Consider the following 14,429-nt stretch of genomic DNA (forward strand, 5'->3'; position numbering starts at 1 on the left):
TCGGGCGGGGCCCGGCGGTCAGGCGGGGCGGCGCCGGGCGGGAAATCCGTGGGCCCGGGCGCCGGCCACCACGGCCACCACCGGGACGAGCAGGAGAAGCACGGTCCAGGGCAGGGCGCCCGCGCCGAGCAGGTCGAGGAGGAGACCGCCCGCGAGGCCGCCGGCCGCCATGGCCGCGTTCCAGAGGCTGACCAGCATCGTCTGGGCCGTGTCGGCGGCGTCCCCGCCCGCGTCGGCGACGGCCGTCTGCAGCAGGGTCGGCGCCCCGCCCCAGCCGAGCCCCCACAGAGCGGCGGCGACGAGGACCAGGGCGGTGCTCCCGGTCGGTACGGCGAGGGCGGCGGCCGCGACGGCGACGAGGAGTGTGCCGGCGAGGGTCAGGGCCCTGAGCCTGCGGTCGATGTGACGGCCGGTCACCCCGATGCCGACGAGCGAGGCGGCGCCGAAGACGAGCAGGACGAGTCCGGTGGAGCCGCCGAGGCCGAGGTGGCCGAGGTAGGCGGCGACGTAGGTGTAGAGCACGGTGTGGGCGAGGACGAGGACGAAGGTGACGGCGAGGACGGGGAGGACGCCGGGGACCGTGAGGGTCCGCCCGGCGGGGGCGCGGGCGCCGCGCGCTTCGCCGGGCAGGTCGGGGACGGCGAGGGCGATCCAGCCGAGGAGCCCGGCGGCGATCACGGTCATCGCGGCGAAGGCGGTCCGCCAGCCGGCGGCCTCGCCGAGGAAGGTGCCGGCCGGCACGCCGAGGGAGAGCGCGAGGGGGATGCCGGTCATCGCGACGGCGACCGCGCGGCCCTGGAGGCGGGCGGGGGCGATCCGGCGGGCGTATCCGGCGAGGAGGGCCCAGGCGACGCCGGCGGCGACTCCGGCGAGGAACCGGGCTCCCATGGTGAGGGCGTACGAGGAGGAGGCGGCGGTGACCGTGTTGGCTGCGGCGAAGCCGGCGACCGAGGTGAGGAGCAGCCGTTTGCGGCGCCATCCGGCGGTCCGGGCGGCGAGCGGGATCGCGGTCAGGGCCGTGCCGAGGGCGTAGACGGTCACCGACTGGCCCGCCGCGGCCTCACCGACGCCGAGTCCGGCGCTCATGGCGGGCAGGAGGCCTGCGGGGAGGGTCTCGGTGAGGCTGGTGACGAAGACGGCGGTGGCGAGGGCGAGCAGTGCGGGGAGCGGCAACCGGCCTGAGGACGGGCGGTGTTCGTGGTGTGCGGGCGCGCGGTTCGCCGGACCGGCCGCCGCTGTCGTGTCGTGGCTCATGCTCCGTATGCTCGAACCTTCACATCGATGTGAAGGTCAAGCGATTGCCTGGAGGGGGCTTCCCATGCGGATCGGCGAGCTGTCCGAGCGGACCGGAACACCGCGCAGACTCCTGCGCTACTACGAGGAGCAGGGCCTCATCGTCGCGGACCGGCTGCCGAACGGCTACCGCGTCTACGACCCGTCGAACGTCGACCGCGTGACGCAGATCCGGGGCCTGCTCGACGCCGGCCTGCCGACCCGCATCATCAAGCAGATCCTGCCCTGCCTGAACAAGCCTCGGATCATCCACTTCCCCGACGCGACCCCGGAGATGCTGGCGACCCTGGAGGCCGAGCGCGACCGCATGACCGCCCGGATCCGCTGCCTGACCCGAAACAGGGACGCGGTGGCCGAGTACCTGGACACGGTACGGGAGAAGCTGACCGCGGGGTCGCCGTGACCGAGCCCCTCGGGCCGGGTCGACCGGGACGGCGGCGACCCCGCATGCCGTCGCGGTGCGACCACCGGTCAGGTCATCCGCCGGGCGCCTTCCAGGACGGCCTGCCGGATGCGGTGGTAGGTGCCGCACCGGCAGATGTTGCGGATGGCGTCGAGGTCGGCGTCGGTGATCTCCCGGCCGGCCTCGCGCGCCTTGCGGACGGTTGCCACGGCGGTCATGATCTGGCCCGGCTGGCAGTAGCCGCACTGGGCGACGTCCAGGTCGAGCCAGGCCTCCTGCATGGGGTGGAGCTCGCTGCCGACGGTGTCGGGGAGGCCCTCGATGGTGGTGACCTCGTCGGTCGGGGCGACGTCGTCGACGCGCACCGCGCAGGGCGTGAACGCCTTGCCGTTCAGATGGCTCGTACAGGCCCGGCAGACGCCGACCCCGCAGCCGTACTTGGGGCCGGTGACGCCGAGGACGTCACGGAGGACCCACAGGAGCCGGACGTCGCCCTCGACGTCGGCGGTGACGGCCTTGCCGTTCAGGATGAAGGTGTGCTGCGGCACGGGGACTCCAGCTCTCAGATGGTGCGGTCGCGGCCGTCGGTGGGCGAGGCCGGGACGGGCGGGACGACCGGCAGGGGGGTGAACGCGAGCGGCTCCGCGTGGTTGACCGGGAAGACCGTCGGCATCGTGCCGGTCGCCCGGCCGTACGCGCAGGCGACCGCGGCCATCGCGCCGGCGACGGCCAACTCGCCCGCGCCGCCCGGCCTGTCGCCGGTCGGCGGCATCACGATGATCTCCAGCTCGGGCGGGGTGTTCCACTGCCGGGTGTAGAAGTACTGGTCCCAGCTGCCTTCGAGGAAGTGCCCGTCGCGCAGGTGGAGGCCGGACGTCAGGGTGATCGCGATGCCGTCGGCGATCCCGCCCATCATCTGCGCTTCGAGCCCGCGCGGGTTGACCGCGAGGCCGACGTCGACGGCGCAGACCACCTTGGTCACCCGCGGCCCGGTGTACGCGTTGGGGACCTTGCGGCCGACGGTCTCCGGCCGGCAGTCGATCTCCGCGAGGATCGCGACGGCCGAGTGGTACTCGGTGTGGACGGCGATGCCCTGGGCCGTACCGGCCGGCATCGACCTGCCCCACTCCCCCACCTCGGCGACCTTGTCCAGGACGGCACGGGCCCGCGCGTCCTTGACGAGCCGGCGCCTCAGCGCGTACCCGTCCTGGCCCATCCGCCTGGCCAGTTCGTCCATGACGAGTTCCTGCGCGCAGCGGACGTTGGGCGAGTAGATGTTGCGCATGGAGCCGGTGTTGAAGCCCTTGTCCGTCTCGGCGAGGAGCTGGGTGGTGACGCCGAGGTGGTAGGGGCTGATCTGGGTGAGTTCGAACATCGTCTGGGAGAAGGCGGCGTCGGCGACCGGCAGCCGGGCCGCCTCCGCCGTCAGGACCTCGCCGATGCCGTGCCCGAAGTCGGTGGCGACGGACGTGTGCCGCTGCTCGTACGTGAGGACCTCGCCGAGCGCGTACGTGGCCCGCACCCGGGACGTCGACATCGGGTGCGTACGGCCCTGCCGGAAGTCGTCCGTGCGGTGCCACATCAGCTTCACCGGCTTGCCCAGGGCCTTGGAGATATCGGCGGCCTCCTGGGCGGCGTCGGAGAACAGCTTGCGGCCGAAGGAGCCGCCGCCCTCGGTGACGTGGACGCGGACGGCGGTGGGCGGCAGGCCCAGCTTGAGGGCGATCTGTTCCTGGGCGACGATCGGCGCCTTCAGTGAGGCCCAGATCTCCGCGGAGTCCGCGCGGACGTCCGCGACAGCGCAGTTGGTCTCCAGGGCCGCGTTGCTGGCGAAGTGGAAGGTGAAGCGGGCGTCGACCGCCTTCGTCAGGAGCGGCAGGGCCGGGACGACCAGCGGCAGTTCGGCCCGGCGCAGTTTCTCCAGGACGGTGGCGTCGGAGGCGCCCTCGGCGGTGCCGGGTCCCCAGGTGACGCTCAGCGCCCGCACGGCGTCGACGCACTGCCCGAAGGTGCGGGCGCGGACGGCCACGCCGGTGGAGACGGTGACGACGTCGGTGACCCCGGGCATGGCCCGGACCTCGGCGAGGTTGGCCACCGAGCGGACCGTGCCGTTGATGGTGGGCGGGCGGCACACCATGGTGGGCAGGGCGTCCGGGACCTGGAGGTCCATGGCGAACTTCTTGCGCCCGGTGACCGCTTCGAGCGCGTCCACCCGTCGCTGACCGGTACCGACGACCCGGAAGCGGGCCGGGTCCTTGAGGGTGACCTCCACCGCGGAGTCGGTGACGGCGGCCGCCTTGGCGGCGAGTTCGCCGTAGCCGAGCAGGGCGCCCGCCGGGGAGAGGACGGCGCCCGCCTTCGTGGTGAGGGTGGAGACGGCCTCGCCGAGGACGAGCGAGGCGGCGTGCAGAAGACGGCCGCGCGCGACCGCGGCGGCCACCCGGATCGGGGTGTAGGTCGAGTAGGTCGTGTTGGAGCCGCCGGTCAGCTGGTTGAAGAGCAGCTCGGGCCGCGCGTCGGCGAGGGTGACCCTCACCTTGTCCAGGGGGAGGTCGAGTTCCTCGGCGACGATCATGGCGCTCGAGGTGGTGACGCCCTGGCCGACCTCGGCCCGCGGCAGGGCGAAGTGGGCCGTGCCGTCCGCGTCGATACGGATCGTGATGAGGTTGCTGGTGGGCAGCGCCGCGAGCGTCAGCAGCTCGTTCAGGTCGAGGAGTTCGGCCGGTCCCGGCAGCGACGGCACGAGCGCGGGAACCGCGGCCCGCGCCTGCCGGGGCGCGAGCGCCTCGGCGCCGATCTGGGCCGCCACGGTGAGGGTGGGCGCGGCCAGGACGTAGCCGAGGAACCGGCGCCGCCCGATGCCGGGTTCGCCCCCGCCGGCCGGACTCGCGCCACCGTCACCGGCGTCGCTCGTGTGGTCGTCCCCCGCGGGGTGCCGCCTCGCCATTCGGTGTGCCCTTTCGCCATGGCCCCGGCCTGCTACTGCCGAGTATCCCAGCGAGGATCATCGCTCATCCGGCGTTGCTCCGGGAGCCCTTCGGAGAGGTCGACGCCGTCCCGTCGCGCCCCGCGGCCCGGGCCCCGGCGCCACCCGCCGCAGTCGCGGCCTCCGCCGGGCGCCGATCCGCGCACCCGAGCGGAGCTGCGCCCGGGAGATCCGGGCCCGCTGACCGCCGCCCGCGATCAGGGCGTTGACGGAAACCATGGGGTCCCCTCCCACCGACCGGGCGAGCAGCGCACCGATCACCAGGGGGCCGAGGGCCACCGCGAGGGCCGTACCGGTGGCGGCGACGTGCTGGAGGGAGCGGGTGCGCCGGGCGTCGGAAGTCATGGCCCCAGTCCACCAGCGGGCGCCGGTCGGCGTATCGGTCGGCGTACTCAGGCGTACTCGGCGCGCTACTCATCCGCACGGTACGGCGACGAGGGGTCCCCGCGGCGGGGGTTCATCGGAGATCCTCGGGGAGGTCGAGCGGACGAGGCGTTCCGAGGACGACGACGGAGGGGCACGACGATGACGACGGAGACGACGGAGACGACCGAGACGACCGAGATGGTCGGGGTGACCGGGGCAGTCGGGACAGCCAGGACGGCCGGAGCGACGGCGGACGCCCGGGCGGCCGTGGGCACGGCGCCCGTCCTCGCCGTCCTCGTCGTGGAGCACGAGAGGGAGGCCGGGCCCGGCCTCGTCGGCGAGCGCCTCGCGTGGGCCGGGTTCCGTCTCGACGTGGTGCGGGCCTGGCGGGGCGAGGCCCTCCCCGCGTCGCTGCGCTGCCACGCGGGGCTGCTGGTCCTCGGCGGGTCCGCCAACTGTGAGGACGACCTGGCCGCACCGTGGCTCCCCCGGGTCCGCGAACTGGTCCGCGAGGCCGTGGCCGACGAGGTCCCGCTGCTCGGGATATGCCTCGGCGGCCAGATCCTCGCCCACACCCTGGGCGGTACGGTCGCCCGACGGCCCCGGGGGCCCGAGGTGGGGGCCGTACCCGTGCGGCGGTTGTCCGGCGTCGCCGCGGACCCGGTCTTCGGCGGTGTGCCCGACGGCGCTCCGGCCGCGCAGTGGCACTGGGACGAGATCGCCGCGCTGCCGCCCGGCGCCGTACCCCTGTTGGGCGGCGACGACTGCCCCGTGCAGGCTTTCCGCGTCGGCGGCGCGGGGTGGGGGGTGCAGTTCCATCCCGAGGTCGGCGCGGAGACGGTGGCGGAGTGGGCGGCGGGCGACGGCGAGGACGTCCGCGCGGCGGGCGGTTCGCCGGAGGCGGCGGTGGCTTCCGTACGGCGTGCCGAGCCGGCACTCCGCACGGTCTGGGGCGCGGTGGCGGAGGCGTGGGGCGCGGTCGTACGGGCCCGTGCCGGTGCGGCCGCCGTGCGGGACCGCGGATACTGACGGGGCCGCCGCGCGCGTCCGGCGCGTCCGCTTGGCGGGGCGCGGGCGGTGGGGTTGCGTGGCGGCGACCGTACCGTACGAACACGAGGAGCACCGCCGTCATGGCCGACTACCGCATCGAGACCGTCCGCACCGGGTACCGCAACTGGACCGCCCGCAACGACCGGGGCGCCGAGGTGCGGATGGCCGCCGCGGACGACGCGGACGCCCAGCCCTCGTTCACCCCGGTCGAGTTGCTGCTCGCCGCGATGGGCGGCTGCGGCGGCCTCGTCGTGGACCGGACCGCGCGGGCCGTGGACCACGACGACCTGCGGATCGTGGTGGAGTCAGTGTCGGGGCCCGAGGACGACGGCCGCATCGGGCGCATCCGGGTCAGCTACGAGTTCGAGCTCCCGGACAACAACCCGCGTGCGGCCGAGGTGTTCGCCCGCGGCGTCCGCCTCACCCACGAGAAATTCTGCACGGTGAGCCGGACCGTCGAGCACGGCGCCCGGGTGGAAGCGATCCTGCCCGACGGCACGGTCGGCTTCGAGGGCTGACACCCGCCGCCTGCTTCCAGGAGCCGGTTGGCCGGGGGCCGGTCCGCCGGGGGCCTTCCCGAGGCCGTCCGCCCTCTGGCTGCCTTCCCGGGGCCGTCCGCCGCCCGCCTTCCCGGCTTACGGTCCGGCTGCTCCCCGACTTCCGGTGCGGCTGCTCCCCGGCTTCCGGCCCGGCTGCCCCCCGGCGCCCGGCCCGGCCGCGCGGACGCGGCCGGCCGGCGCCCGGACGTCACTCCTCGATCGCGCCGCCGATCCGTCGCAGATGCCGCCGGAAGGTGTACGCGGGGTCTTCGGCCCGGGCCTTCAGGTAGTCGTCGAAACGGGTCTGCGCGCGCAGGCTCTCGCCGGCCCTGATGCGGCGGGCCTGTTCGCGTTCGGTGCGGAGGATGCCCCGTGCGGTCTCCACGACAGCCTCCGCGCGCGGTCGGCCGCCACGAAGAGGACGCCGTCGTCGTCGGCGAGGACGAGGTCGTCGGCCGTCACGACGTGGTCGCCGCACCGCGCCGTGCGGAGCGCGTCCGGGCCGCGCGGGTCGAGGCGGACGGGGCCCGGCGCGTGGCGTCCGTACGAGAAGACGGGGAGGCCGATCTCCACGAGGTCCGGTGTGTCCCGGTGCAGGCCCCACACGACGACGCCGGCGACACCGGCCGCCTCCGCCTCCAGGACGGCGAGGTCGCCGAGCAGGCCTCGTCGCGGCGTCCGCCGTTGTCGATGACGAGGACGTCCCCCGGTTCGGCGTGGGTGAACGCCTCGATGAACACGTCGACGCTTCCGTGGTGCCGCACGGGCAGCGCCCGTCCGGCGGCGCGCTGACCGGCGACGACGGGCAGGACCCCGGCGGGCGCGGCGCGCGGCGGCTCGCCGAGCCGCACGCAGGCGTCGGCGACGAGGGGGGTGGCGAGGCCGGTGAAGTCGGTCGGCATCGGTGGTCCGTTCTGTGGGAGAGGACGCGTCCCGCTCTCCCTACCCGACCGTGACGCGGGCCAAGGCCCAGGAGGTGTGGTCGAAGGACGTCCTGGCGTTGGCGTCGGTGACCTCCAGGCGCAGGACGCGGACGCGCCGGACGTCGACGTCGACCGGGACAGGGCCGGTGGCGGCGGTCAGGGTGGGGGTGGTGAGGAGGACGCGGTCGTCGCCGTACACGGTGGCGCGGGTGGCGCCGGTGGTGCTCTGACGGGCGGAGAAGTCGTCGATGCCGACGAGGGCGGTGAACCGGTTCGCCGCGCCGCCGAGGTGGAAGGCGATGTCGCTGTAGGCGTGGACGCCGAGGCCCTTGGGGTAGGTGGTGCCGCCGAAGGCGATGGGGGTGCCGTCGCCGGCGGCGTTCTTGCCGTTGGAGGAGTCGCGTTCGACGGGGCCCCAGCCGTTGACGGCGCGGATCCAGGGCAGGTCGGAGAGGTAGCTGTCGCGGGTGGGGGCCGGGGGCGGGGTGGTGACGGTGCCGTCGGCGGCGTACCGGACAGGTCCGCCCGGGGCGAGCGCCGTGCCCTCGGCGGTCAGCGGCCAGGGGGTGGCCGCGGGCGCCCCGGCGGGCGGGGTGACCTGCCAGGCGGTGGTGAGCCGGGCGCCGGGGGCGAGCTGGGCCGCGCCGGTGGCGGTGGTGGCCCGTACGGTCCAGCCGGCCGGGGCGCGGAGCGTGACGGCGGCCGAACTCCAGGCCCGGGAAGAGCCGTTGGCGAGCTCGGCGGTGACGACGAAGGGCTCGCCGGGCACGGCGAGCGGCGGGGTGGTGAGCTTCGTTCCGAACGGGGTGCGGGGGTACCGGTCCTGCCAGGAGGAGCGCATCAGCGCGACGAGTTCGGTGACGCGGGCGGGGTACCGGGCCGCGAGGTCGGAGGTCTCGCCGACGTCGGTGGCCAGGTCGTACAGCTCGACCTGCCACTGGTCGTCGGGCAGGGCGTGGTCGCGGACGGGGGCGAAGCGGACGGCCTTCCAGCGGTCCTTGCGGAGCGCTTCGGCGAGCCAGGTGGAGCGCTGGCGGTCCTGGGCGTCGGCGCGGCTCGTGACGCCCCGCTCGTCACGGAACCAGTACAGGTGGTCGTGGTGGGCGGTGGCCGCGCCGCCGGTGAGCAGGGGCGCCGCCGAGAGTCCGTCCACGTCGGACGGTGCGGGGGCGCCGCCGAGTTCGGCGAGGGTGGGGAGGAGGTCGGTGAGCGGCGTCGGACGGTCGCTGGTGCCGGGCAGGACGCGGCCGGGCCCCCAGGCGATGAGGGGCACGCGGACGCCGCCCTCGTACAGGTTCCGCTTGTAGCCGCGCAGCGGGCCGTTGGCGTCGAACCGGTCGGGGTCGGCCCCGCCCTCCTCGTGGGGGCCGTTGTCGCTGGTGACGAGGAGGATGGTGTCGTCCTCGAGGCCGAGTGCGCGCAGCCGGTCGACGACGTCGCCGACGAGGGTGTCGAAGAGGCTCACCTGCGCCGCGTGCCCCTTGTCGGCGGTGCTCCAGGTCCGTGAGGCGTACGCGCCGGTGTCGGGGATGTCGCTGGGGGCGTGCGGCACGGTCGGGGTGAGCAGCAGCAGGAACGGCTCGGCGGCGTGGCGGTCGAGGAAGTCGAGGGCCCGCTGCCGCAGCAGGTCCGGCGCGTACGCGCCCTTGGCGCCGCCTTCGTTGGCCGGGACGGGTTCCTTCACGCCGTTGTGCCAGAGGTACGCCGGGTAGTACTGGTGGGCGTGGGTGTGGTCGATGTAGCCGTGGAACTCGTCGAAGCCGCGGGCGTTGGGGTGGCTGTCCTGGTCGGCGGTCTCGGGCCCGAAGCCCCATTTGCCGATGACGCCGGTGCGGTAGCCGCGGGCCCTGAGCACCTGGGCGAAGGTGGTGTCGGTGGCGGCGAGGGAGCCCTGTGCCCCGGCCGGGTTGGCGCGGACCGTCGCGTGTCCGGTGTGGAGGCCGGTGAGGAGGGAGCAGCGGGAGGGGGCGCAGACGGCCGCCGTCGCGTAGGCGTCCGTGAACCGCAGTCCGTCGGCGGCGAGTCCGTCGATGCGCGGGGTGGTGACGAGTTTCTGCCCGTACGCGCCGAGCTCGCCGTACCCGAGGTCGTCGGCGACCACCACGACGAGGTTCGGCGGCCGGGTCGTGTCCTCCGGTAGCGCCGCCCCGGCCGGTGCGGTCGTCGTCGCGACGGCGTCGGTGGCGGGCAGGGCGCCGAGGCCGATCGCGGCGGCGGACCCGGCGAGGAAGCTGCGGCGGCTGGACATGGCGGGGCTCCTCGGGGCGGCGGGCGCGGGTGGCGGTGCGCCCCGCGAGTCCCGGACCGGCCGTGTCGTCCGGTCCGGGAGCCGGGCGCACGATCGATCATCGTGGCGCCCGGTCGGGCGGACCATGCACGGAGCATGAAGAACGTGTGACACGGTCCGGGCTCGCCCCCTGGGCGGGCGCACGCGCCTTCGGGCGTCCCCCGCTCCGGCCGTCAGTCGAGCCAGAGTTCGCGGACGCGGCGCAGCGGGTCCGAGGCGATCCGGGGCTCGGCGTCCCAGAGCATCGTGGCGCGTTCGCCGGCGGTGTAGCGCGGCCAGTCGGCGCCCGGGTCCTGGTCGGTGACGAAGGCGACCCAGGCGCGGTGCAGGGCGTCGGCGAGCGCCCGCGGCGGTGCGTCGCCGGCGACGTCCCGTACCCCTTCGGCGTCGAGCAGGTCGAAGGCGAAGGGCAGGTCCAGGCAGTGGAAGGCGATCCCGACGACCGGCGAGCGCCAGGTGAACTCGTAGAACCAGGTGGGCCGTTCGCGGGCGGCGCGGGCGTCGGCCACGGCGAGGTTCGGGGCGCGGAAGGTGGCGTCGGTCATCGCCTGGCCGAAGAGCAGGTCCTCGCCGCCCGCCGCGTAGGCCTCGGTGAAGGCGGCGGTGCGGGCGGGGTCGAGGCCGAGGCCGCCGAGCAGGACGGGCAGCGGCGGCCCCTCGGGGCCGGGCGCGGGGATCATCGTGAACTCGTGCTCGGTGAAGCCGAGCATCAGCGGGACGTCGGCGGCCGCGTCCCCCCGCGTCAGGGCGTCCCGGACGGGTACGGGGATCAGCTCGCCGTCGGCGAAGGGAGCGAGGGCCAGCATCGGCGGCAGGCCCTCGCGGTCGGGGCCCGGCTCCGCCAGGACGTCCTGGAAGTCGAGGATCTCGTCGTCGGTCAGGTCGCGCAGAGCGGCGGCGGTGGCCGGCACTCCGGTGCGCGCGGTGAAGAGGCGGGCCGCGGCGCGGGCCACCTCGGGACCGTCGGGCGTCAGGACCGCGCCGGAGACGGAGATCCCGCCCCGGAACAGGCCCTCGGCCGCGGGCACGGCCAGCAGCGTCTGCACCGCGCCACCGCCCGCCGACTGACCCGCGATCGTCACCTTCGCCGGATCGCCGCCGAAGGCCGCGATGTTGTCCCGCACCCACTCCAGGGCCGCGATCCAGTCCCGCACGCCCCGGTTGTCCGGTGCGTCCTCCAGGTGCAGGAAGCCCTCGACGCCCAACCGGTAGCCGAACGACACGAGGACGACGCCGTCGCGGTTGAACGCCGCCCCGTCGTACCAGGGGCTGGCGGCCGAACCCGCGACGTAGCCACCGCCGTGGATCCACACGAGGACCGGCAGCCCGGCGGCCGGAGCGGTGTCGGGCGTGAACACGTTCAGGTTCAGGACGCCGGCACCCGGGATCGACGGCTCCGGGATCGTCGTCACCTCGGCGAACGGCCGGCGCTGGGCCGTCGGCCCGTACGCCGTGGCGTCCAGCGGCTCCGACCACGACTCCGGCGGCACGGGCGCGGCGAACCGCAGCTCGCCCACCGGCGGCTGCGCGTAGGGGATGCCCAGGAATCGCGAGCTGCCGTCGGCGCGGCGCTCGCCGCGGACGGGGCCTCGGGTGGTGAGGACGGTGGTGCTCATGAGGTGCTGCTCCTTCTGCGCGGGGCGCCACGGGGCCGGGAAGGAACCGGGGGCCGGGACTGGAGCGTGTCACCGTGCGCTTACACGTGTCAATCCCGGGCGGCCGGTCCGCTCCGACTCCTTCCGCCCCTCCTCGCCCTCAGCCCCCGCCAGGAGGCGGTCGGCGCGCGGAAGCAGCAGCGGGGTCGCGAGGAGCAGGAGGCCCGCGAGGGCGATCGCCGCCCGCGGGCCGGTGACGCCGGCGAGGAGGCCCCAGAGCGCGGTCAGCGCCGCCACCGACGCCTTCCCGGTGACCGACCAGGCGGTCAGGGTGCGGGCGACGCGATCGGCCGCCGTCAGGCCGAGGCGGTGGGCGGCGAGCACCGGGTTGAACACGGCCGAGCAGGTGATCAGCGCGAACTCGACCCCCATGACGAGCAGCAGCCCGGTGACCCCGGGGTGGACGAAGGCCAGACCGACCGGCCAGCACACGCGCAGCACGCCCGCGACCCGCAGCACCCGGTGCCCGCCGTACCGCGCGGCCAGCGGCCGTGCCAGCCGCGACCCGACCAGCCCGCCGACACAGGGGACGGCGAAGGCGAGGCCGTACTGCCACGGCGCGAACCCCAGCGGCCCCAGCATGAGGACGGCCAGCAGCGGCGCGGTCGCCATGATCAGCCCGTTGACCAGCACCGTGTGAAGGAAGAGCGGGCGCAGCAGCGGGTGGCCGAGGATGTGGCGCCACCCCTCGGCGAGGTCGGCGGGACGCAGGCGCTTCGGCTCGCCCCGCCCGTCCCGCGCCGCCGCCCACGGGGCCGGCGCCGGTGCGGGTTCGGCGCGTCCGATCGCACGGAGTCCGGCCGCCGAGAGCAGATAGCTCACGGCGTCGGCCAGCACGGTCGCCACCGGGCCGAGCAGCGCGAACAGGGCTCCGCCGAGCGGCGGACCGAGAACGGTCGCGGTCCAGGTCGTGGACTCCAGACGAGCCTGGGCGCGGAGCAGGTCCTCGGGGCGCAGGAGCGCCTTGAGGCAGGCACCGGAGGCGGCTCCGAACGTGATGTCGGCCCCGGCGACGACGACGGAGACGACCAGGAGCTGGGTGAAGCCCAGCCGGTCCAGCGCGAACGCGCCGGCGACGCTCAGGAGCGCCGCGCACCGCACGAGGTCCATCGCGATCATCACCGGCCGCTTGCGCCGGAACTCCACCCACGGTCCGAGCGGCACCGCGACCGCCGCACCCACCGCGGCGCCCACGGCGGCGAGCGCCGCGACCTCGGCGGCCCCCTTGTGCAGCACGGTGATCGCAAGGAGCGGGAAGGCGTTGAACGCGATCCAGGTGCCGAGGGTGCTCGCCGCGAACGCCGCCCAGAGCCACCCGAAGTCCCTCCCGAGTGACGTTCCGCCCACCATTCCCGTACCCCTCTCGCCAACCGGTGCGACAACCACTTGTCGACCACCGACACACCACCGACATCAAAGCCAGCCGAGGAGACCCGGATCAAACAACCACCGATCGGCCGGACGACAACCCGTGGTTGTCGTCCTAGGCTGGGCCCGTGGACCTCGAAGCCGTGCGCACCTTCCTCGCCGTCGTGGACTCGGGCAGGTTCCGGCACGCCGCCGACGAGCTGTCGATCACCCAGCAGGCCGTGTCCAAGCGGGTCGCCGCCCTGGAGAAGGACCTCGGGGTGCGCCTGCTGACCCGCACCGCGCGCGGGACCGAGCCCACGATCGACGGGCAGGCCTTCCTGCCGCACGCCCGCGCCCTGCTCCGGGCCGAGGCGCGCGCGGTCGCGTCCGTGCGGCCGGGCCGTCGCGCGCTGCGGGTGGACGTGCTCGGACGGCGGCTCGCGCCGGCGGCCCTGCTGCGCGACTTCCACCAGGCGCACCCGGAGATCGACCTCGACGTGGTGACGCTCTTCGACGCCGAAGCCGCGGTAGCCGCCCTCCGGGCCGGCACGATCGACGCGTCCTTCCGGGCCGTCAGCATGCCCGGCAGCCGGCTTCCCGAGGGGATCGAGGCCGTACCCGTCCTGGACGAGCCGCTCCAGCTCCTGACCGGACCGGCGCACGCGCTCGCGGGGGCCCCCGAGGTGACGCCCGCACAGCTCGCCGGGCACCGGATCTGGGTGCCCGGGATCGTCAGCGGAACCGAGTGGGCCGCGTACTACGCCGACCTCGCCGCCGAGTTCGACCTCGCCATCGAAGTGGCCGGCCCCGACTTCGGCACGGAGCCGCTCCTCGACACCGTGGCCGACTCCCCCGAACTCGCCACTTTCGTCGGCGCGCAGACCCGCCTCGTCTGGCCCGAGGGCCACGACCTGCGCCGGGTCGCCGTCCATCGCCCCACCCCCGTCTACCCCCACTCGCTGCTGTGGGCCGTCGACAACCCCCACCCCGCCCTGGTGGCCCTCCGCGAGCACCTCTCCACGGCACGGCGGCACCGGCCGCCGGGGGCCGACACCTGGACGCCGTCCTGGGCGCGCCCACGGGAGCGGCGCCCCGCGCCATAGACTCGTACGCCCAGCGGATTCGGGGGAAGGCCGGTCATGAGGTGGAACCTTGACACCGTCATCGGGGTGCTCGTCGGCCTCACCGGCGTCGGGCTCATCGCGGCGGGCCTCGTGTGGAAGGGCCGGGCCGTGCGGCCCTTCGCGGCCGGGCGCGCGCGATCGGCCGCCCGGCGCGAGTACGCCCGTGACCTCCAGCGCGCGTCGGACCAGGTGATCGCGGCGGCCCGCAGGTCCGCCGGCGAGGGCGAGCCGGCGATCGTCACGGTGGCGGCCGTCCTGCGGGTCACCCGCGAGCACTACGGACACGACGAGGTCGACCGTCGGCACGCGGCGGCGGCGCTGCGCCGGCGGTTCGAGCACTGGAGGTGCGCCGCCGACTGCGTCACGGACGCGTACGGCTGAGCCCGGCCGTCATCCGCCCGTTCCTGCGGCGCCGAACGAGTGGACTCGTCGCAACGCGCTGCGGACCGGGGG

Annotated in this window: 12 protein-coding genes and 1 pseudogene; 5 read left to right on the forward strand and 8 right to left on the reverse strand. The window is 75.1% G+C overall.

Annotated features, from left to right (window positions below; genetic code table 11):
• Window positions 1–18 precede the first annotated feature (18 nt).
• On the reverse strand, window positions 19–1,254 hold the full coding sequence (locus MRBLMG1_RS25425) for an MFS transporter (protein ID WP_367826422.1): 1,236 nt from the start codon (window positions 1,252–1,254) through the stop codon (window positions 19–21).
• 64 nt (window positions 1,255–1,318) lie between these two features.
• Between MRBLMG1_RS25425 and MRBLMG1_RS25430 the strand changes: the two genes are divergently transcribed.
• Entirely contained in the window at window positions 1,319–1,696 is a 378-nt protein-coding gene (locus MRBLMG1_RS25430) for a MerR family transcriptional regulator (RefSeq protein WP_367826423.1), read from the forward strand.
• A gap of 68 nt (window positions 1,697–1,764) precedes the next feature.
• On the opposite strand, the gene MRBLMG1_RS25435 is transcribed toward MRBLMG1_RS25430, so the two are convergent.
• Genes MRBLMG1_RS25435 through MRBLMG1_RS25445 form a run of 3 tightly spaced genes read right to left on the reverse strand, consistent with a single transcriptional unit; the run spans window position 1,765 to window position 5,027 of the window.
• Entirely contained in the window at window positions 1,765–2,244 is a 480-nt protein-coding gene (locus MRBLMG1_RS25435; RefSeq protein ID WP_367826424.1) for a (2Fe-2S)-binding protein, read from the reverse strand.
• A 14-nt stretch (window positions 2,245–2,258) separates the two neighbouring features.
• Window positions 2,259–4,643, reverse strand: coding sequence for a molybdopterin cofactor-binding domain-containing protein (locus MRBLMG1_RS25440; protein ID WP_367826425.1), 2,385 nt, complete (start codon window positions 4,641–4,643; stop codon window positions 2,259–2,261).
• Window positions 4,644–4,700: 57 nt separating this feature from the next.
• Window positions 4,701–5,027, reverse strand: a complete 327-nt coding sequence (locus MRBLMG1_RS25445; RefSeq protein WP_367826426.1) for a hypothetical protein — start codon at window positions 5,025–5,027, stop codon at window positions 4,701–4,703.
• Between the two features lie 180 nt (window positions 5,028–5,207).
• On the opposite strand from MRBLMG1_RS25445, the gene MRBLMG1_RS25450 reads away from it, so the two are divergent.
• Both MRBLMG1_RS25450 and MRBLMG1_RS25455 read left to right on the forward strand, forming a co-directional pair.
• Window positions 5,208–6,077, forward strand: a complete 870-nt coding sequence (locus MRBLMG1_RS25450; RefSeq protein ID WP_367826427.1) for a type 1 glutamine amidotransferase — start codon at window positions 5,208–5,210, stop codon at window positions 6,075–6,077.
• A 101-nt stretch (window positions 6,078–6,178) separates the two neighbouring features.
• A complete protein-coding gene (locus MRBLMG1_RS25455) occupies window positions 6,179–6,616 on the forward strand; it encodes an OsmC family protein (RefSeq protein ID WP_367826428.1) in 438 nt (145 codons plus the stop codon).
• 229 nt (window positions 6,617–6,845) lie between these two features.
• Here the strand turns inward: MRBLMG1_RS25455 and MRBLMG1_RS25460 are convergent.
• From MRBLMG1_RS25460 to MRBLMG1_RS25475, 4 genes and pseudogenes are all read right to left on the reverse strand, one after another.
• Window positions 6,846–7,539 (reverse strand): annotated as a pseudogene (locus MRBLMG1_RS25460) (RraA family protein).
• A 40-nt stretch (window positions 7,540–7,579) separates the two neighbouring features.
• Complete coding sequence (locus MRBLMG1_RS25465) at window positions 7,580–9,808, reverse strand: sulfatase-like hydrolase/transferase (RefSeq protein WP_367826429.1); 2,229 nt, start codon at window positions 9,806–9,808, stop codon at window positions 7,580–7,582.
• Window positions 9,809–10,020: 212 nt separating this feature from the next.
• Window positions 10,021–11,463, reverse strand: a complete 1,443-nt coding sequence (locus MRBLMG1_RS25470; protein ID WP_367826430.1) for a carboxylesterase/lipase family protein — start codon at window positions 11,461–11,463, stop codon at window positions 10,021–10,023.
• 69 nt (window positions 11,464–11,532) lie between these two features.
• A complete protein-coding gene (locus MRBLMG1_RS25475; RefSeq protein WP_367826431.1) occupies window positions 11,533–12,852 on the reverse strand; it encodes an MFS transporter in 1,320 nt (439 codons plus the stop codon).
• Window positions 12,853–12,998: 146 nt separating this feature from the next.
• Here MRBLMG1_RS25475 and MRBLMG1_RS25480 point away from each other — a divergent pair, with 146 nt between their 5' ends.
• Complete coding sequence (locus MRBLMG1_RS25480) at window positions 12,999–13,955, forward strand: LysR family transcriptional regulator (protein WP_367826432.1); 957 nt, start codon at window positions 12,999–13,001, stop codon at window positions 13,953–13,955.
• A gap of 36 nt (window positions 13,956–13,991) precedes the next feature.
• On the forward strand, window positions 13,992–14,357 hold the full coding sequence (locus MRBLMG1_RS25485; RefSeq protein WP_367826433.1) for a hypothetical protein: 366 nt from the start codon (window positions 13,992–13,994) through the stop codon (window positions 14,355–14,357).
• Window positions 14,358–14,429: the final 72 nt, after the last annotated feature.

Origin of the sequence: Streptomyces sp. LMG1-1-1.1 (genome assembly GCF_040815545.1) — a bacterium.
Taxonomy (GTDB): domain Bacteria; phylum Actinomycetota; class Actinomycetes; order Streptomycetales; family Streptomycetaceae; genus Streptomyces.